General features: G+C 66.7%; 19 protein-coding genes and 2 tRNA genes. 12 read left to right on the forward strand and 9 right to left on the reverse strand.

Annotation, left to right across the window (positions count from 1 at the left end; all coding sequences use genetic code 11):
* The first annotated feature begins 255 nt into the window (after positions 1 to 255).
* Positions 256 to 1,575, forward strand: a complete 1,320-nt coding sequence (gene lplT, locus KB879_RS22595) for a lysophospholipid transporter LplT (protein ID WP_041227955.1) — start codon at positions 256 to 258, stop codon at positions 1,573 to 1,575.
* 42 nt (positions 1,576 to 1,617) lie between these two features.
* Here lplT and KB879_RS22600 read toward each other — a convergent pair whose 3' ends face one another.
* From KB879_RS22600 to tsaB, 4 genes are read right to left on the reverse strand one after another with little or no spacing between them, the layout of a single operon-like run.
* Positions 1,618 to 2,757 (reverse strand): DUF1853 family protein, encoded by a 1,140-nt coding sequence (locus tag KB879_RS22600; RefSeq protein WP_013957007.1) that lies wholly within the window; start codon positions 2,755 to 2,757, stop codon positions 1,618 to 1,620.
* On the reverse strand, positions 2,732 to 3,589 hold the full coding sequence (locus KB879_RS22605) for a uracil-DNA glycosylase family protein (RefSeq protein WP_211979793.1): 858 nt from the start codon (positions 3,587 to 3,589) through the stop codon (positions 2,732 to 2,734). The genes KB879_RS22600 and KB879_RS22605 overlap by 26 nt, the downstream gene beginning before the upstream one ends.
* Complete coding sequence (rimI, locus tag KB879_RS22610) at positions 3,586 to 4,146, reverse strand: ribosomal protein S18-alanine N-acetyltransferase (RefSeq protein WP_211979794.1); 561 nt, start codon at positions 4,144 to 4,146, stop codon at positions 3,586 to 3,588. Before rimI ends, KB879_RS22605 begins: the two co-directional genes overlap by 4 nt.
* Positions 4,143 to 4,901, reverse strand: coding sequence for a tRNA (adenosine(37)-N6)-threonylcarbamoyltransferase complex dimerization subunit type 1 TsaB (gene tsaB / locus KB879_RS22615; RefSeq protein WP_211979795.1), 759 nt, complete (start codon positions 4,899 to 4,901; stop codon positions 4,143 to 4,145). The genes rimI and tsaB overlap by 4 nt, the downstream gene beginning before the upstream one ends.
* A 129-nt stretch (positions 4,902 to 5,030) precedes the next feature.
* On the opposite strand from tsaB, the gene KB879_RS22620 reads away from it, so the two are divergent.
* A complete protein-coding gene (locus KB879_RS22620; protein WP_011615505.1) occupies positions 5,031 to 5,300 on the forward strand; it encodes an acyl-CoA-binding protein in 270 nt (89 codons plus the stop codon).
* Positions 5,301 to 5,325: 25 nt separating this feature from the next.
* On the opposite strand, the gene KB879_RS22625 is transcribed toward KB879_RS22620, so the two are convergent.
* A complete protein-coding gene (locus KB879_RS22625; protein ID WP_013957012.1) occupies positions 5,326 to 6,807 on the reverse strand; it encodes a DHA2 family efflux MFS transporter permease subunit in 1,482 nt (493 codons plus the stop codon).
* Positions 6,804 to 7,280, reverse strand: coding sequence for an SRPBCC family protein (locus KB879_RS22630; RefSeq protein ID WP_211979796.1), 477 nt, complete (start codon positions 7,278 to 7,280; stop codon positions 6,804 to 6,806). The genes KB879_RS22625 and KB879_RS22630 overlap by 4 nt, the downstream gene beginning before the upstream one ends.
* A gap of 135 nt (positions 7,281 to 7,415) precedes the next feature.
* On the opposite strand from KB879_RS22630, the gene KB879_RS22635 reads away from it, so the two are divergent.
* The 6 genes from KB879_RS22635 (at position 7,416) to KB879_RS22660 (ending at position 10,545) form a co-directional block, all read left to right on the forward strand.
* Entirely contained in the window at positions 7,416 to 8,090 is a 675-nt protein-coding gene (locus KB879_RS22635; protein WP_211979797.1) for an SGNH/GDSL hydrolase family protein, read from the forward strand.
* A 117-nt stretch (positions 8,091 to 8,207) separates the two neighbouring features.
* The gene (locus KB879_RS22640; RefSeq protein ID WP_013957015.1) at positions 8,208 to 8,606 is read left to right on the forward strand and encodes a VOC family protein; all 399 of its coding nucleotides are present in this window, start codon (positions 8,208 to 8,210) and stop codon (positions 8,604 to 8,606) included.
* Between the two features lie 161 nt (positions 8,607 to 8,767).
* The gene (locus KB879_RS22645) at positions 8,768 to 9,016 is read left to right on the forward strand and encodes an AbrB/MazE/SpoVT family DNA-binding domain-containing protein (protein ID WP_013957016.1); all 249 of its coding nucleotides are present in this window, start codon (positions 8,768 to 8,770) and stop codon (positions 9,014 to 9,016) included.
* Positions 9,010 to 9,330, forward strand: coding sequence for a type II toxin-antitoxin system PemK/MazF family toxin (locus tag KB879_RS22650; protein WP_013957017.1), 321 nt, complete (start codon positions 9,010 to 9,012; stop codon positions 9,328 to 9,330). Before KB879_RS22645 ends, KB879_RS22650 begins: the two co-directional genes overlap by 7 nt.
* 203 nt (positions 9,331 to 9,533) lie before the next feature.
* The gene (locus KB879_RS22655; RefSeq protein WP_013957018.1) at positions 9,534 to 10,346 is read left to right on the forward strand and encodes a MetQ/NlpA family ABC transporter substrate-binding protein; all 813 of its coding nucleotides are present in this window, start codon (positions 9,534 to 9,536) and stop codon (positions 10,344 to 10,346) included.
* A 112-nt stretch (positions 10,347 to 10,458) separates the two neighbouring features.
* Positions 10,459 to 10,545, forward strand: a tRNA-Leu gene (locus KB879_RS22660).
* A gap of 75 nt (positions 10,546 to 10,620) precedes the next feature.
* On the opposite strand, the gene KB879_RS22665 is transcribed toward KB879_RS22660, so the two are convergent.
* The gene (locus KB879_RS22665) at positions 10,621 to 11,445 is read right to left on the reverse strand and encodes a substrate-binding domain-containing protein (protein WP_211979798.1); all 825 of its coding nucleotides are present in this window, start codon (positions 11,443 to 11,445) and stop codon (positions 10,621 to 10,623) included.
* A gap of 120 nt (positions 11,446 to 11,565) precedes the next feature.
* Between KB879_RS22665 and KB879_RS22670 the strand changes: the two genes are divergently transcribed.
* The 4 genes from KB879_RS22670 (at position 11,566) to KB879_RS22690 (ending at position 15,764) form a co-directional block, all read left to right on the forward strand.
* The gene (locus KB879_RS22670) at positions 11,566 to 12,471 is read left to right on the forward strand and encodes a LysR family transcriptional regulator (protein WP_041228411.1); all 906 of its coding nucleotides are present in this window, start codon (positions 11,566 to 11,568) and stop codon (positions 12,469 to 12,471) included.
* A 103-nt stretch (positions 12,472 to 12,574) separates the two neighbouring features.
* Positions 12,575 to 12,661: transfer RNA gene (locus tag KB879_RS22675), tRNA-Leu, on the forward strand.
* Between the two features lie 642 nt (positions 12,662 to 13,303).
* Positions 13,304 to 14,854, forward strand: a complete 1,551-nt coding sequence (locus KB879_RS22685) for a serine hydrolase (protein WP_211979799.1) — start codon at positions 13,304 to 13,306, stop codon at positions 14,852 to 14,854.
* Positions 14,855 to 14,897: 43 nt separating this feature from the next.
* A complete protein-coding gene (locus KB879_RS22690; protein WP_211979800.1) occupies positions 14,898 to 15,764 on the forward strand; it encodes a cytochrome c in 867 nt (288 codons plus the stop codon).
* Here KB879_RS22690 and KB879_RS22695 read toward each other — a convergent pair.
* Both KB879_RS22695 and KB879_RS22700 read right to left on the reverse strand, forming a co-directional pair.
* On the reverse strand, positions 15,749 to 16,852 hold the full coding sequence (locus KB879_RS22695; protein ID WP_211979801.1) for a mandelate racemase/muconate lactonizing enzyme family protein: 1,104 nt from the start codon (positions 16,850 to 16,852) through the stop codon (positions 15,749 to 15,751). The genes KB879_RS22690 and KB879_RS22695 overlap by 16 nt on opposite strands.
* A 109-nt stretch (positions 16,853 to 16,961) precedes the next feature.
* Positions 16,962 to 17,948 (reverse strand): tripartite tricarboxylate transporter substrate binding protein, encoded by a 987-nt coding sequence (locus tag KB879_RS22700; protein WP_013957025.1) that lies wholly within the window; start codon positions 17,946 to 17,948, stop codon positions 16,962 to 16,964.
* Positions 17,949 to 17,981: the final 33 nt, after the last annotated feature.

Below are 17,981 nucleotides of genomic sequence, written 5' to 3' on the forward strand. Positions count from 1 at the left end.
GCTGTCAAAAAGAGCCCTTGCCGGGGTTCGGGAATGTCATGTTTTCGTGATATAAAGCCGGACGCTCCGGCCATGTTCTAAAAGCGAAGCATTATGTCAATGACTGTCAGGCAAGCCTCAAGACGCCGCAGCGCAGCACCTCAGACACAATTCGACACGGCCGCGGCACAAGGTTCCCTGCAAACCATGGCCTCCCCGGTGGGCGCTAGCCTGCCCAGCCTGAGCGGAGTTCGCGATGGAGAAAAAGTCGACAGCATGAAGAAGGGTTTTTACACCATCATGGCCGCGCAGTTTTTTTCTTCGCTGGCCGACAACGCCTTACTGATCGCCGCGATCGCCCTTCTCACCGAATTGCATTCCCCGCAGTGGATGACCCCGCTGCTCAAGCTGTTCTTCGTCCTTTCCTACGTCGTCCTCGCCGCCTTCGTCGGCGCCTTTGCCGACTCCATGCCCAAGGGGCGGGTGATGCTCATCACCAACGCCATCAAGGTGGTCGGCTGCGCCATCATGATGTTCGGGCTGCACCCGTTGCTGGCGTATGGCGTGGTGGGATTCGGCGCGGCCGCGTACTCGCCGGCCAAGTACGGCATCCTGACCGAACTGCTGCCGCCAGAGAAACTGGTGATGGCCAATGGCTGGATCGAGGGGCTGACGGTGGGTTCGATCATCCTGGGCACCGTGGTGGGTGGCGCGCTGATCTCGGTGCATATCTCCAGCCTCCTGCTGCGCTTTGACGTCCCCCTCATCAACACCGGCATCGACACCCCGGCCGAAGCCGCGATGGTGGTGATCATGCTGTTCTACGTGGTCGCCTCGATCTTCAACCTGTTTATCCCCGATACCGGCGCCCGCTATCCGGCGCAGGAAAAGAACCCGATCAGGCTGATCGCAGAGTTCGGCGACTGCTTCGTGGCGCTGTGGCGCGACAAGCTGGGCCAGATCTCGCTGGCGGTGACCACGCTGTTCTGGGGCGTGGGCGCCACGCTGCAGTTCATCGTGCTGAAGTGGGCCGAGAAGTCGCTGGGACTGAACCTGTCCCAGGGCGCGCTGCTGCAGGCCGTGGTGGCCGTGGGCGTGGCCGTGGGCGCGATCCTGGCCGCGGCGCGCATCCCGCTGCGCAAGTCGCTGTCGGTGCTGCCCTTTGGCGTGGCCATGGGCGCCACCGTGATGATCATGGCGTTCTACACCAAGGATGCGATGCCCCATGTCACGCTGGACGTGCTGGGCATGCATATGCCGCTGTACATGGCCATCGCCTATGTGTTCCTGATGGTGGTGGGCGCCATGTCGGGCTACTTCGTGGTGCCGATGAACGCGCTGCTGCAGCACCGCGGGCACGTGCTGCTGTCGGCCGGCCACTCCATCGCGGTGCAGAACTTCAATGAGAACGTCTCGGTGCTGCTGATGCTGTGCCTGTATGCGCTGCTGATCAAGCTGAACGTGCCGATCGGCGTGGTCATCATCGCGCTGGGCCTGTTTATCTGCGTGACCATGGCGCTGGTGCTCAAGCTGCACAAGTACAACGTTCGCACCTTCAACTCGCTGGCGATGATCGGCGAGGACAAGCACCACTAGGGTCTCTCCCGCGTCCATCTGCCTGCAGCCGGCGCGAGTGGCTCAGGCCGTGTCGCCCGGCGCGGCCTGCTGCCCTGGCCTGGACGGCTCCGCCGCCCGTGCCAGCGCACGCTCTTCCCACCCCGGCGGCACCACGAACCCGCGCGAGAATTCGCGCCACCAGCCCGGCGCCTCTGGCCCGGCCGGCTCCAGTTCACACAACATCACCGGCGATTCGCGCCGCCAGCCGTGATCATGGCGCGGGTCGGCAAAGCGCTGCGCCAGCATCGCATGCAGTGCGCCGACATCTTCCGTGCCGGCTTCGGGCACCAGCGCGCCCGATAACCACCCGGTACGCGGCAGGCGGCACCAGCGCAAGCCAGGCCGCGCGGCTGCGCGGGCGGCCCAGCCGTCGAGCGTGGACCACCAGCCGTGCAGATGGTCTGGCGCGATGCCCAGCGCATCCAGCCCCGGCGGCACCCGGCCATCGCGATAGAACAGCCACCCCAGCAGGTAGACCTCGCTGCGGTCCACCGTATGTCCCAGCAGGGCCTGTGCCTCCGCGGTGCAGCCCAGCGGGAGCTGGCGGTGCACGATGTGGCCCAGCTTGTCGCCAAGGCGGTCGACCAGGTTCGGGCCGACGAAATCCTGCGCCCGCGGCACCTGGCTGACGCCAGGCGCCATCAGGTAGAACTTGGCCGCCATCTCCCAGTGGACCACCGCGCCCGACGCCTGCTCGCGCCAGATAAAGTCCAGCTCGCCCAGCGTGCGGATACCCTGTCGCCCTGCGCGCCGCACCGGCACGTTGGCAGCCAGCAGCGACAGCCCCTGCATATGGCGCAGCGCGAAATGCAGCAGCCGCTCGGCATGGCGGCCCAGCCGCAGGCTGCGGCTGGCGGGGTCCTGGTCGGGGTCGTCGGCGGAGGGGGCGGCGTGGCCGTCGGCCAGTTCGTCGATGGTGGCGGGCAGCGTGGCGGGGTCCGCGGCTTCCAGCCAGTGCTGCCAGGCGGCCAGTGTGCCGGCAGGCCAGCGTGCCGGGGCCGCGCCCGGCACCGCCGCCAGCAACGGCGGCGAGAGCGTGGTCCAGGCCAGGTCGCGCGTGCGCGCCGACGCGGCGCGGCGCCACAGCGGCGGGCCCGACGGCCTGTTGCCGTCGCCGCCGCGGGTCAGGGAGAGATCAGGCCCCAGCTCCCGCACGGTCATGAACCTCCCTGGCCAGGCACAGGTCTTCCCAGGCGCGCGCCTTGTCGGTCAGGGTGCGCAGCAGGTAAGCCGGATGGTAGGTCACCACCACGGGGATGCCTTCATAGCTATGTACGGTGCCGCGCAGCTTGCCGATCGGCGTGGTGGTGCGCAGCAGCGACTGCGCCGCAAAGCGGCCCAGCACGACGATCACCCTGGGCTTCACCAGCGCGATCTGGCGGCGCAGGAACGGCTCGCACTGCGCCACCTCTTCGGGCTCCGGGTTGCGGTTGCCGGGCGGGCGGCACTTGAGCACGTTGGCGATAAACACATTGCGCCCGCGCGCCAGCCCGAGCGAGCCGAGCATATTGTCGAGCAGCTTGCCGGCCTGGCCGACGAAGGGCTCGCCCTGCAGGTCTTCGTTCTCGCCGGGGGCTTCGCCCACCAGCATCCATTCGGCCTGGCGGTCGCCCACCCCGAATACGGTATTGGTGCGGTTCTGGCACAGGCCGCAGGCGGTGCAGCTTGCCACGGCGGCGTCCAGCGCCGGCCATTCCATGCTGGCGATGGCAGCTTCGCGCCCCGCTTGCGCCGAGCCGGGTTCCGGACCGGCGGGGACCAGGGCAGGCGCAACCGGTGTCCGGGAGACAGGCGGCGCCACCGGCGCCGGCACCGGCATGGCGGGTTCCGCAACCACTGCGGCAAACTCGGCCACAGGCGCCTCGGCAACAGCCATCGCTGCCTGCGCCACGGCCGCCTCCGGCGCGGCGTCTGCCTGCGCATCCGCGCGCTCGCGCGGCACCCATTCGGTCGGGATGCCCAGGACTTCCAGGAACTGTGCGCGGCGGCTCATGCCCTGCCCTCCGTGCCTTCATTGGCGGCGGCCTCCGCCGGCCAGTTGCGGCGCAGCACCAGCGCGTCCTCGCGCTTGCTGCCCAGGGCCGGGTAATAGCCCTTGCGGCGCCCGATCTCGGCAAACCCCGCCGCCTGGTACAGCGCGATCGCCCCGGTATTGGACGGCCGCACTTCCAGCAGCATGGTATGGATGCGGTGCGCGTGCGCGGTGGCCAGCACCACCGCCAGCATCAGCCGCCCCAGCCCCTGGCGCTGGCGCTGCGGCTCGACGGTGATATTGAGCAGGTGCATTTCATCGACCACCGGCATCAGCACGGCGTAGGCCACCAGCGAGCCCACCGGGTCGCGCAGCGTCAGGCCGAGATGCCCGGACTTGACCGAGTTCTCGAAATTGCCGCGGGTCCACGGATGGCTGTAGGCACGCGCCTCGATACCTGCCACGGCCTCCAGGTCGAGCGCGCTCATGCGGCCCAGCGCCCAGCCGACCGGCAGCGCCGGCATGGCGGGCACGGCCGGCCAGTCGTTGCGGTGATCGAGCGGATAGGCTGCACTCACGATGCGCTCCCGGCCTGGGCCGCGGCACGGGCGGCAGCGACGGCTTCGCGTTCGGCGATGGTCTGGGCGACCTTGTCGCGCAGGTAGATCGGCATGGCCTGGTCAGCGTCGATGGCCTCGCCGCGCGCCAGTGCGCGCAGTGCAATCGCGACCATCGGCTGCGCATGGGGCATCGCCTCCGGCAGCACGCGCGCGGCGCGCGCCAGGCCCGCCAGCCGCTCGCCGAAGACGGTGGCTGCGTTGCCGGCCAGCCAGAATTCGCCGTCGGGCAGCGGCACGGTTTCCGGCGCGCTGACCTGCATCGGCGTAACTTCCGCCCATTCCCGCGCGCTGGCATGCCAGCGGAAAGCAGCGGAATAGGCTTCATCCATGCGCGCGTCCAGCGCCACCAGCACCGCGGTATCGTCCGGCAGCGCCGGGGTGGCGGCCCGCGCGCGCTCGGCGCAGGTCATCAGGGTATTGACCGGAACCACCGGCAGCCCGGCGCCGAAGGCCAGCCCCTGTGCCACGCCGCAGGCGGTGCGCAGGCCGGTGAACGAGCCCGGGCCGGCGCCAAAGGCAATCGCAGCACAGTCCGCCAGCGCGATGCCGGCTTCGGCCAGCAGTTCGCCGGCAGCCGGCAGCACGCGTGCCGACGAGCGTGCGCCAGTGTGCTCATGGCGCACCAGGCACTCGACTCCGGCACCCGGCACCGCACGTCCGAGCGCGACCGAGCACCACTCTGTAGAAGTTTCAACAGCAAGAATCCAGGACATGGCGCGATTGTATCCGGTGACGCCCGGAATCGAGGGCTTCTTCGGTTTTATACGGACGGCGCGGCGGCGCCGGGCGGCTATCATCGGCCTGAACTTTCGCAATCCAGACAGCACCTACGGAGGAACCCCATGAGCGACCTGCAGGCACGCTTCGACCAGGCCCAGATCGACGTCAAGCAATTGAGCGAGCGCCCCAGCAACATGTCCCTGCTGCGCCTGTACGCGCTGTTTAAGCAAGGCAGCGAAGGCGATGCCCACGGCGACAAGCCCGGCATGACCGACTTTGTCGGCCGCTACAAGTTTGAAGCCTGGGAAGCCCTGCGCGGCACCGCGCGCGAACAGGCGATGGAGCAGTACATCGCGCTGGTGGAAGAACTGCGCAGCGGCGCAGCCAGCTAAGCCGGCGCAGCCAGGCCCGGCGGCTTCAGGCCGCCGGCACCGGCCGCGGCCGGATCCGCCACGCCGCGAACATCGCGCTGGCGATCACGACACCCACCGCCAGGAAGGTTTCATCGAAGGCCCGGATGCGCGCCGCCTGCACGGCGGCGTCGCCGGCCTGGCCCAGCACCGCGCCGTGCTCCGCCAGCCGCCATTGCAGCCCCACGCCGGCCAGGCTCACGCCGATGGCGCCGCCCAGCTGGCGCAGGAAGTTGATGCAGCTCGAGCCCTGCGCGATCAGCGTGAAGTCCACCCCCCGCATTGCCCCCAGCGTCAGCGACGGCAGGATGCAGCCCAGCCCGATCCGCCCCAGCACCGCCAGTGCCACCAGCACCAGATAAGGCGTGGCGCGCGAGCCCAGCGCCATCAGCAGGAACGACAGCGACAGCAGCGCCAGCCCGAACGACACCTGGACATGCGGCGCGATCTTGTGGGTGAAGCGCCCCGATACGGCAATCGTCAGCGCCAGCACCACGCCCGCCGGGAACAGCACCAGGCCCGCGCGCGACGGCGTGTATTCCAGCGCCATCTGCATATAGATCGGCAGCAGGTAGGTCGAGCCGAACAGCCCCGCGCCGTAGATAAAGGCCACCACCGCCCCGGCCGCGAACTGCCGGTAGCTGTAGAGCCGCAGGTTCATCAGCGGATGCGCCGCGCGCAGCTGCCATAGCACGAACGCCGCCAGCATCAGCACGCCGAAGCCCGACAGCGCCAGGCCTGCGGGCACGCTGTCGCGCATCTCGACCACGCCGTTGAGCAGGCTGACCGTGGCAATGCCGGCCAGGCCCAGCCCGCGCCAGTCCAGCGGCTGGCGCTCGCCCATCATGATCGAGTCCACCGCCATGAAGCGCCGCGCCATCAGCACGCCAATCAGCGTCAGCGGCACCACCACGAAGAAGATCGAGCGCCAGCCGAAGGCCTCGACCAGGAAACCACCCAGGCTGGGCCCCAGCGCCGGCGCCAGCACCACGCCAAAGCCGAACATGCTGATCGCCTTGCCCTGCTCACGCTCTTCGAAGACGCGCAGGATCAGGATATTGGGCAGCGGCTGCATGATGCCCGCGGCGATGCCTTCGGCCACGCGCATCGCGATCATCACGCCGTAGGTCGGTGAAAAGCCGCCGAAGAACCCGCCCGCGCCCAGCAGCAGCGAGGCCCCCAGGAAGGTGCGGCGCAGCCCGTAGCGATTCAGCAGCCAGGGCGTCAGCAGCATCGACAACGTCATCGCGATCATGAAGCTGGCCGCCACCCATTGCGCGCGCTCCTGCCCCAGCACGAAGTGCCGGCTCAGGTCCGGAATCGCTACGTTGATGATGGTGGACGAGACGATCGACGAGATCGTGCCCAGCATCAGCGTCACCAGCACCAGCCAGCGCAGCCGCTCGCCGTAGCGCTCACGCAGCGCCAGCCGGGTCGGCAGACCCGGCCGCTGGCCGGAACCCTCCGGCGTGGCGGAGCCCTCGCTCACCCCAGCCGTCCGGTGTCAGCGATCTCGCGGATCTTGCGCACGGTGTCGATATCGGCCTCGTGGTAGGCGGATTTGACGATCTCGGCGTAGCGGTCATCGCCGCTGGCGTCGACCGCCGGCATGGTGGTGTTGTAGACAAAGCGCAGCAGCAGCGCGCCCGGGCCCGGGGTCTCGATCGCCATGGTCAGCGTGCCGCCGGCATGCTCGGCCGTAGCCGCGGTTTCATAGCGCACCTGCCGGCGCGGCTCGAATACCACATGATCCTGGATCGACGCCTCGCCAAAATGCAGCACGCGATCGATCCAGTTGTCGCCGCGGCCGACTACCTCGGCGCGGTCCAGCCCCAGCACGAAGAGTTCGGGCGACTCGGCGCGCAGCACCAGCCCTTGCCACAGCTGGTCAGGCGTCAGCAGATCCAGTTGAGGATTGCCCGGATCGTTGATCTCAACCAAGTGCTCGAAACGCAACTTCATTCTCCCTGTCTGCAATGATTCGATATTATGAAGTCTCCGCGTGTTCGGGAGTCCTTTTTGTCTGCGCGGTGCAACATGGCTTGACACGAGCCATTGCCCTTTATCGACCAATATCCACGCCAACTGGAGTCCCGCATGAGCGCTGCGCCGCTGGCCGAAACCGATCCCCTGCAGATCCTTGTCTACGCCGACTCGCTGTCATGGGGCATCGTGCCCGGCACGCGCCGGCGCCTGCCGTTCCCGGTGCGCTGGCCCGGCCGGCTGGAGCTGGGCTTGAACGCCGAAGGCGGCGCCCCGGTGCGCATCATCGAAGACTGCCTGAACGGCCGCCGCACGGTCTGGGACGATCCCTTCAAACCCGGCCGCAACGGCCTGCAGGGGCTGGCGCAGCGCATTGAAATCCACTCGCCGCTGGCACTGGTGGTCCTGATGCTGGGCAACAACGATTTCCAGTCGATGCACCCGCACAACGCCTGGCACGCCGCCCAGGGCATCGCCACTCTGGTGCAGGCCATCCGTAGCGCGCCGATCGAGCCTGGCATGCCGGTGCCGCCGGTGCTGGTCGTCACCCCACCCCCGATCCGCACCCCGCGCGGCCCGCTGGCGCCCAAGTTTGCCGGCGGCGAGCATAAGTGGACGGGCCTGCCGCAAGCCGTGGCCGAGGTCTGCACGCAATTGGGCTGTCCGCTGTTCGACGCCGGCACCGTGATCCAGAGCAGCGAGGTCGACGGCGTGCACCTGGATGCCGACGCGCACCTCGCACTCGGCGACGCGCTGCGCCCGGTCGTGTGGCAGATGCTGCGCGCCTAGCGCGCCGTTCCTGACACCTGCCTGCGGCCGGCTGAAACATCACTCCTGACAGCAGGTGTCAGGAGACCCGGCGCACAATGCGGCCGCTCTCACACGGAACGCCGCCAGGAGGCTGTCATGGAGTTGCTGATCAATATCGATGTCGACGATCTGCCGCGCGGCATCGACTTCTACGCGCAGGGGCTTGGCCTGACGCTGAACCGCAAGCTGTTCGACGGCACCGTCGCCGAAATGCTGGGCGGCAATACTCCGATCTACCTGCTCGCCAAGCCCGCCGGCACCCGCCCCACCACCCGCGCCGACACCCGGCGCGACTACCGCCGCCACTGGACCCCGGTCCACCTCGACTTTGTCGTCGCCAACCTGGAACAGGCCATCGAACGCGCGCTGGAAGCCGGCGCCGAGATCGAGGACTGGCCGCAGGACTTTGACTGGGGGCGGCAGGCAACGCTGTCAGACCCGTTCGGGCATGGCTTGTGTTTTATCGAATGGAAGGGCGCGGGGTACGGGGCGTAGCCGGCTGAGCCCGCCGTACCTGCGACACCAGCGGTTTTCGGACTATTCGCGTATCCGTGGCCTGGCCCAAATGTCACATTTCCATGCGGCATCGGGCTTGCCTGTTTCCCTGACGCTCGCGTTGTAATAACATTGTGCTGACGCGCAATGAGGGGCAAGAAATGAAAGCGACGATCCGCAAGATGGGCAACTCACAAGGTGTCCTGATCCCCAAGGCAATCCTGGCGCAGCTAGGTCTGGAGAATGAAGTGGAAATGGAAATCGTGAATGACGCGCTGGTGCTCCGGCGCCCTAGGCAAGCACCGCGGCAAGGCTGGGCGGAAGCCAGCCAGGCCATCGCCGCGGCCGGTGACGACGCCCTGGTATTGGGCGACTTCCCCAACACCGACGACGCGGAGCTGAAGTGGTAGCGCGCGGCGACGTCTGGCTGGTTGCGCTTGACCCGACCGTCGGCAGCGAGATCGAGAAGACACGCCCCTGCGTCATCCTCTCGCCGCCGGAAATGCACGACTACCTGCGCACCGTCACCGTGGCGCCAATGACCACCGGCAGCAGGCCGGCACCGTTTCGCGTCCCGGTGACCTTCCAGCGCAAGACTGGCCTGATCCTGCTGGACCAGCTCCGGACCGTGGACAAGTCCCGGCTGGTCAGGCGGGCCGGCGGCCTGAGTGACAGGATTGTGGAGGACACCTTGCGGACATTGCGCGAAGTCTTTGCAGACTGAGCCGTGACGCAGAAGCATTTAATGCCGGCAATCTGGCGTCATTTGGATTCATAAGCATATGAAAAAGAAATAGACGCCAGATTCATTCCCGCTGCGCCATCTGGACGCAATTGCGTTAATCTGTGGCCATCGCCCCGGTCAGACGATCCCTGCCCAGGCGACAGTCTCACTCGCCACATAACCAGAATATCTCCAGAACTCCTATGCGCAGCACGTCTCTCATCAAGCGTCTGGCGGTCGCAGTGTCCGCCCTTGGTTTTATCGCCGCCGGCAGCGCGTCGCCCCAGGAACAGACTATCCGCGTTGGCACCGTCAGCGGCCCGGACGCCGAGGTCTGGCAAGTCGTCCAGAAAGTGGCCAAGCGCAATGGCCTGAACGTCAAGGTCGTGGAGTTCAACGACTACGTGCAGCCCAATGCCGCACTGGATGCCGGCGACCTGGACGCCAACAGCTTCCAGCACCAGCCCTACCTGGACAGCCAGGTGAAGCAGCGCGGCTACAAGATGCAGAGCGTGGGCTACACCTATATCTCGCCGCTGGGTATCTACGCGAAGAACCTGAAGTCGCCGAAGGACCTGCCGCAAGGCGCCAAGGTAGCCGTGCCCAACGACCCGTCCAATGAGAACCGCGCGCTGCTGCTGCTCCAGTCGCAAGGCGTGATCAAGCTGAAGGCAGGCGCCGGCACCAACGGTGTCAACGCCACCCCGCTGGACGTGGCCGAGAACCCGAAGAAGCTGAAGCTCGTGGAACTGGATGCCGCCCAGCTGGCCCGCGCCCTGCCCGATGTCAGCGCCGCCGTGATCAACACCAACTACGCGCTCGCCGCCGGCCTGCAGCCGACCAAGGACGCGCTCGCGCTGGAAGACATCCACAGCCCGTACGCCAACATCATCGTCGTGCGCACGCAGGACAAGGACAAGCCGTGGGTCAAGAAGCTGGTGGCAGCGTACCAGTCTGAAGACGTGCGCCAGTTCATGAAGGCCCAGTACAAGGGCGCGATGGTGCCGTCGTTCTGATTGCACGTGGCACACCGGATCGCCGTAGCGCAGTCCGGCCAGCGATGCCGCGTGTGCCCGCCGGAGGTGCTTGCAAATTTGTGAACCTTCGGTAAAATGCGCCGCTCACATTGCCCAGGTGGCGGAATTGGTAGACGCACTAGGTTCAGGTCCTAGCGGTGGCAACACTGTGGAGGTTCGAGTCCTCTCCTGGGCACCAAGGTTTCAAAGCGAGAAGCCCGCACGAAAGTGCGGGCTTTTTGTTTTTACAGCCGCCAACGGACATTGACGCGGTTCAGCGTTTTTGCGGCTGCCCCAGGACCGGGGGCGCCGGCGGCGGCAGCGGCGTGGCAACCGGCTCCAGCCCGGTGGTTCGCACGATCGTGGCTGCCGCCGGGGACGCCAGGAACCGAACAAACCGCGAAGCCGCAGCGCTCTGGTGGCCAGCCACCATCCCGGCGGAGAAGAAGACCCGTTGCTGCAGTTCGGCTGGCAGCGGGCCGACGAAATCCAGCTCCTTGAACGGCAGCAGCTCGCTGACTTGCTGGAAGCCGATTTCCGCATCGCCTCGGGCCACCACGGCGCCGACGCGCTCGCTGTTGATCTTGCGGGCCTTGTCCTTGATCTGGTCCGCGACGCCGAGCCGGTGGAACAATTCACCAGACAGATAAGTCCCACTGGCGCTGGCTGAATACGCAATCGATTTAGCGTTGAGCAAGGTCTGCTTCAGGCCCTCCACGGTGCTGATGTCGGGCTTGGGCGTGCCCTTGCGGACCGACATGCCGATCAGCGACTGCGCCAGGTCCACCCGGCTGCCCGCTGCCACCTTGCCCTCCGCTATCAGCTTGTCGAGACCCGAGTCCGCCAGGATCACCACATCAAAGGTCTCGCCGCGTGCCAGCCGGCTGGGGATGGAATCGGGTGCATTGCCCATCGACGCGCCGTAGGCGGTGATGATCCGGTCCTGCGTGGCGGCTTCATACAGCGGCACCAGCTGCTGGTATGCCGCGGTGAAACCGCCCGAGGTAATCACATGGATATCGTCTGCCCAGGCGGGCGCGGCCAGCCATACCAGGAAAACCAGTGCGGCCTTTCTGGCGGCCAGGGCGGTCAGCTTCATTTTGTCTCCTTGATCTCGTTGCTGGCGCCGCAAGAGCTCCAGTCTTCCTCGTTCTTCTGCATTGCCAGAGTAGTCGCGCAACACTATTCTGTGAATTGCAATGTTCTGATGATTTCATGCATGTCACGCATCAATTTCGCACTTGAGGATTTGCAGGCATTTATCGCCACGGCGGAGAAAGGCAGTTTCCGGGTGGCAGCCGAGACTCTGCATATCTCGCAACCAGCGCTGAGCCGCCGGATCGACAAACTTGAAAAGACGCTCGGCTCTCGCCTGCTTGAACGCACCACCCGCCGCGTGGAGATGACACCCGTCGGCAGGCAGTTCCTAGAGGAAGCGCGGGCTGCTCTGGATATTCTCGACAGCGCAGTGTTCCGCCTTGGTGACGAAGCTGCGCTCCGGCGCGGGCTGGTGACGGTGGCGGCGATACCGTCTGCCGCGGCGCATCTGCTGCCCGATGCCATCAGCGTGTTTGCAGCCCGTCATCCTGGCGTGCGCGTGCGCGTGATCGACGAAAGCGCCAACGCGGCGCTGTCCAGCGTGCTGTCGGGCGAATCGGACTTTGGGCTCAACTTCATGGGTTCCCAGGAACCCAATATCGAGTTCCGCCCGATCCGTACCGAGCCCTATCTGCTGGTGTTGCGGCGCGACCATCCCTGGGCCGATCGCAAGTCGGTCGCATGGGCGGACCTGGCGGGGCAGCGCATGGCCGGCGTGTCCAGGCAAAGCGGCAATCGCGCCCTGATCGAGAATGCCATCGCCCATCTTGAACAGCGCCCGACCATCTATTACGAAGCCAACCACGTCGTTGGCGTGCTGGCGCTGGTGGAAGCCCGCCTCGGCATGGCCGTGCTGCCGGGCCTGGCACTGCCACGCGATCATCCCCGCCTGTGCGCCATCCCGCTGACCGAGCCTGCCGTGGACCGTGTCCTGGCGCTGATACGCCGTCGCGACCGAGCGTTGCAGCCTGCGGCCAAGGCGCTGTTTGACATCCTCACTTCTGAGGCTGAAATGTCCGCCGATTGACCAGCAACAGCGGCCCACCGCATCTCAACTGGATTTCTTGCGCCAAAGCCGGCCGAGGGACTTGCAAAATCCGCAGCGCGCTGTAAAATCCGGCGCTCACCTTGCCCAGGTGGCGGAATTGGTAGACGCACTAGGTTCAGGTCCTAGCGGTGGCAACACTGTGGAGGTTCGAGTCCTCTCCTGGGCACCAAGGTTTCAAAGCGAAAAGCCCGCACGAAAGTGCGGGCTTTTTGTTTTGCCTCGACGGACTCGTCATTCATCCGCGCACAGCTTTGCCGCCGTCTGGTCCAGCTGCGCCTTCACCATTGCCAACAGCGAATACACGTTGTGGCAACCCTCCGAACGCTCGCTCTCGATTTCAACCAGCAACAGGAGGGCATTTGCTCAAGGGAGTCGATCGTACCAGCCGGCACGATATGCCGGGATCCTGCAGGGTGATGGGTAGACATTTGCATCGCGCTTATCTCCTACTAACCAGAGAGAGCCCGCCAGCCCAGGTGAGAGGAAGGTGGCGGGCCTGACAACGGGGGTGACATACCGGGGAACCTCAGCAGAAGAAGACCCGGCCAGCCTTGCAACTGCCCCGCCCGGCCCGCCATGGAAACATGGTTGCCCGCGCGACTCTTGATTGAATGAGATCGAATCTGCCGAGGTTCTTTCGGGTTGTCACCCCCGCTCAACGAACCCTTCGGCGAGGCTTGCAGTTTCCCGCCCCCGCTATAGTGCGGCGATAAGACGTTTCGCATTCGCCACTCCGTCACCGATCGCGTACATTATTCCTATCCAAAGGCGCGGCCGTGCCGCCTGACAAGAATCACTACGGAGACCTACCGTGGGCAAACTACAAGAGCGTCGCCATTTCCTGGGAGCCGCGCTGGGCGGCCTGCTTGTCCCCGCCCTGCCCGCCTGCGGCGGCGGCAATGACGATCCGCCCAACCCTCCCGAGCCGGTTCCCGAATCCCAGATCACCCAGGCCATTGCCCAGCTCGACAAGCTGGCCGCCGACCTGATGGCCAGTTCCCGCGTGCCGGGCATGGCCGTCGCCGTGGTGCGCGGCAACCAGACCGTTTACGCCAAAGGCTTCGGCCGTCGGCTGGTGACCGACCCCGCGCCGGTCGATGCCGACACCGTGTTCCAGCTGGCATCGGTGTCTAAATCCGTCGGCGCCACCGTGGTGGCACGCCAGGTCGGCCGTGGCGGCATCGGCTGGGATACGCCGGTGCGCGCGCACCTGCCCTGGTTTGCGCTGTCCGACGCCGAGGTCACGCAGGCCGTCACCATCGGCGATCTCTACGCCCACCGCTCCGGCCTGCCCGACCACGGCGGCGACCTCCTTGAAGACATGGGATACGACCGCCGGCAAGTATTGACGCGACTGCGCTACCTGCCGCTGCATCCGTTCCACGCGGTCTACGCCTACACCAACTTTGGCCTGACCGCCGCCGCCGAGGCGGTCGCCACCGCGGCCGGGATCGACTGGGCCACGCTGTCCGAGCAAGCCATCTACCAACCCCTGGGAATGACCCGCACCAGTTCGCGCTACGCCGACTTTGCCGCACGCGACAACCGCGCCCTGGGCCACGTCAGAGTCAATGGCAACTGGGTGCAAGGCGCGGGCCGGATGCCGGATGCGCAATCCCCCGCCGGCGGCGTCAGTGCCTCGGTCAACGACATGGCGAAATGGCTGGCGATGCTGCTCGCCAAGGGCGAGTTCGCCGGGCAACGCGTGGTCGACGCCGCCGCGCTGGCCCCCGCGCTGAGCCAGCAGATGCAGAGCAGTCCGCCCGTCGACGGACGCCCTGCCGGCTACTACGGCTATGGCTTCAATGTCGGCACCACCGAACTTGGCCTGACCTCCTACAACCACTCCGGCGCCTTCGTGGCCGGCGCGGCCACCAACTTCACCGCGTTGCCGGCGCTCAACCTGGCCATCGTGACGCTGACCAACGCGCAGCCCATCGGCGTTCCGGAAACCCTGAGCGCACAGTTCTTCGACCTGGTGCAATACGGCGCCATCCGCCGCGACTGGGGCAAGATCTACGGCGACGCATTCGCGCCGCTGCTGGCGCCGGAAGGCCGCCTGGTCGGTCAGCCGCGCCCCGCCAGTCCGCTGCCGGCGCGTGCACTGTCGGCGTACACCGGCACCTACCAGAACGACTACTACGGCCCGCTGCAGGTCGCCGACCAGGGCGGCACGCTGGTGATGACGCTGGGCGCCACCCCGCTAGTGCTGCCGCTGAGCCACTGGGACGGAGACGTCTTCACTTTTACGCTCGAAAACGAGAACGCCACGCCGGGCACGATCTCGCAGGCAGCGTTCTCCAGCGACCGCGTGTGGCTGGAGTATTACGACCACGAAGGCTTGGGCATGTTTGTCCGCTAGTACTGCAAGTTGTGCCGGGCCAATTCAACCAGGAGAATGACGCATGAGTAGCTGGCTGGCAAAGGCCGTTGGCGCGCTTGGCTGCGCCCTGGCGTTCCTGGCAGGTCCGGCGTGCGCCGCGGATCCAGCGACCCTGACCATTTCGGCAGGCACGCAGCAGCGCAGCTGGACCCGCGACGAACTGCTGCGCGATCCGCGCCTGGCCGAGGTGCCGGTGGATGACGACAACCTGAAGCGCCGCCTCACATTCAAGGCCATCCCCCTGACAGCCCTGCTGCAGGGCATGCCGGTGAACGACAGCGCCAGTGCCACGACCGCGGCCAGCGATGGCTATGTTGCCCACTTGCCGATGCGCCTGTTGCTGGCCGAGCGCGCCGACGGGCCACGCGCGTGGCTGGCGGTCGAGAACCCCGCCGCGCCGTGGCCAAGGCTCAAGGACCAGGACATCGGCCCGTTCCGCCTGATCTGGACCGTGCCATCCGGGCGCGCCGCCGCGGCGATCAACGAGAGTCACTGGACCTACAGCATCGTGCGCATCGACATCACCGCGTCGCCCGCCGAGCGCTATGCAGCCATCCGGCCCGCCGCTGGCCAGCCTGCCGATGGACCGGTCATGCGCGGCTTCGCAACCTTCCAGCGCGTCTGCTTCTCGTGCCACTCCCTCAACCGGGTCGGCGACGCCAACCTCGGCCCCGACCTGAACGTGCCGTACAACCCGGTGGAGTACCTGGGCGACGACAAGCTGGCCAGGCTGATCCGTGACCCGCAGTCATTGCGCTGGTGGCCGAACTCGCGCATGTCGGCCATCGACGAACAGACGCTGTCCAGCGCGGACCTGAAGGACCTGCTGGCATACCTGCGCCATATGGCCGGGCGCAAGGCGGCCGCGCCCGCTCACGCAACGCGATAGCGCTGAATGACCTCCGGATCCGGGTCGATGCCCAGGCCCGGGCCAGTGGGTACCGCGATCATGCCGTTCCGCGGCACCACGGCATCGCCAAGCACTTGCGCGTCCATGTCGAAATAGCGCCATTCGATCATGGCCGCGGCATCCCCCAGCGCTGCCGTGGCGTGAATACTGGCCAGCAGCCCCGGACCGTCATAGAAGGTATGGACCATCACTTGCGTGTTGTGCGCCTCGGCCAGCGCAAAGACGTTGCGCAAGGCGCTGATGCCACCCATCTTGGCCGGGCTGGGTTGCACCACATCGACGGCGCCCACACTGAGCAGGTGCTGGAACTCCATCAGCGTGGTGGCATTCTCGCCGGCGGCGACCGGGATGGCGCACTGCTGGCGCAGGGCGGCCAGTCCGGCGTAATTCTCCGGCGGCCACAGGGGTTCTTCCAGCCACCGTAGCGAAGAGGGTTCCAGCGCGCGCGCCATGTCGATGGCCTCATGGAGCGGCCACGGGCAGTTCGTATCCAGCGTGATCTCGATATCCGGGCCTGCCGCTTCGCGCGCGGCGCGGATGACCGTCAGGTCGACCTCATGCAGCTTCAGGCTCCGGTAGCCATCGGCGATGGCCCGCCTGACGTTGACCGCGATCGTTGCGGGATCGGCATACCGGATCAGGCTGGCATAGGCAGGCAGGCGGTCCCGCCGCGCGCCGCCGAGCAGCCGGTGAACGGGCAGCCCGGCCGCTTTGCCGCAGAGGTCCCACAGGGCGATATCGAGCGCGGACAGCCCGTAGAAGATGGCCCCGCTGCGCCCGAAGACATGGAACCTGCGCTGCAGGTCCAGGCCGATGGCGTCGATCTGGGTTGCGTCCCGGCCGATGCAGGCAGGTGCCAGCATCTGTTCGATGGCAGCCTTGACCGCCGGAATCCCCACGAATCCGAAGGTCTCGCCCCAGCCGGCCAGCCCGTCGTCGGTCGACACCTTGAGCAGCAGCGAGTCGGCGGCCTGCATCCCGGCGCCGCCCCAGACGCCCGCGGCGGGAACGCCGCCCACCGTGAACGGAACGCGCAGGACGATGGCTTCGATGCTCGCGATCTTCATGGCGCGCCCTCCTTCCGCTACCCGCAGTCCGCCCGTGCATCGCATAAGGCGATGCCGGGCAGAGTTCAATATAGGCGAGAAGGCAAGGAACCGAATGACCGCTGGTCACCTACTCGATCGTCACCTTCCCGTCCTTCACCAGCTTGGCGAACTTGACCGTCTCGTCCTGGATCCTCTTGGCAAACTCTTGCGGGGTGCTCGCCATCGGCTCGGCCCCGACCGCCGCCATGCGCTGCTGGAAGTCCGGCGATTTCACGATCTTGACGATCTCGGCGTTCAGCCGCGTCACGATGGGCGCCGGCGTGGCGGCCGGCGCCAGCACGCCGAACCAGGTGCCGATATCAAAGCCCTTCAGCCCCGCCTCTTCCAGCGTCGGCACATCAGGCAGGACACTGGAGCGCCGCGCGGTGGTCACGGCCAGGGCGCGCAGCTTGCCCGACTTGATGTGCTGCAGCACCGGCGTCAGGGTATCGAACGACATCGTCACCTGCCCGCCGAGCAGATCGGTCGTCAGCGGGCCGCTGCCCTTGTAAGGCACGTGCAGCAGCGGCGCACCCGTGGCGGCCTGGAACTGGGTGCCGATCAGGTGCTGCGCGGTGCCGTTGCCATTGGAGCCATAGGCAAACTCCGGCGACGCCTTCTTCGCCAGGGCCACCAGTTCCGTAACGTTCTTCGCCGAAGTCTTGGCGGCATTGATGACCAGCACGTTGGGAACCATGGCGACCGTGGCGATGGGCGCCAGGTCCTTCTGGAAGCTGTAGGGCAGCTTCTTGTAGACGCTGCTGGCGATGGTATGGTGGACCGCGCCCATCAGCAGGGTGTAGCCGTCGGGCTTGCCCTTGGCGACGTAGTCCGCGCCCACGGTGGCGCCGGCGCCGGGCCGGTTCTCGACGATCACGGGCTGGCCCAGGCTTTTCGACAACTGGTCGCCCAGCGCGCGGGCCAGCACGTCGGTGGTGCCGCCCGACGGGAACGGCACCACCAGGGTGATCGGCTTGGCCGGCCATTCCTGTGCCAGGCAAGTGCCGCTGAGGATAAAGCCGGCTGCCAGCATGGCCACACCGGAAATACGACGCACGAGTTCAGTACCACGCATGATTTGTCTCCTGAATATTCTATGTTTCCCGCC

The organism is Cupriavidus sp. KK10 (genome assembly GCF_018223725.1).
Classification (GTDB): Bacteria; Pseudomonadota; Gammaproteobacteria; order Burkholderiales; family Burkholderiaceae; genus Cupriavidus; species Cupriavidus necator.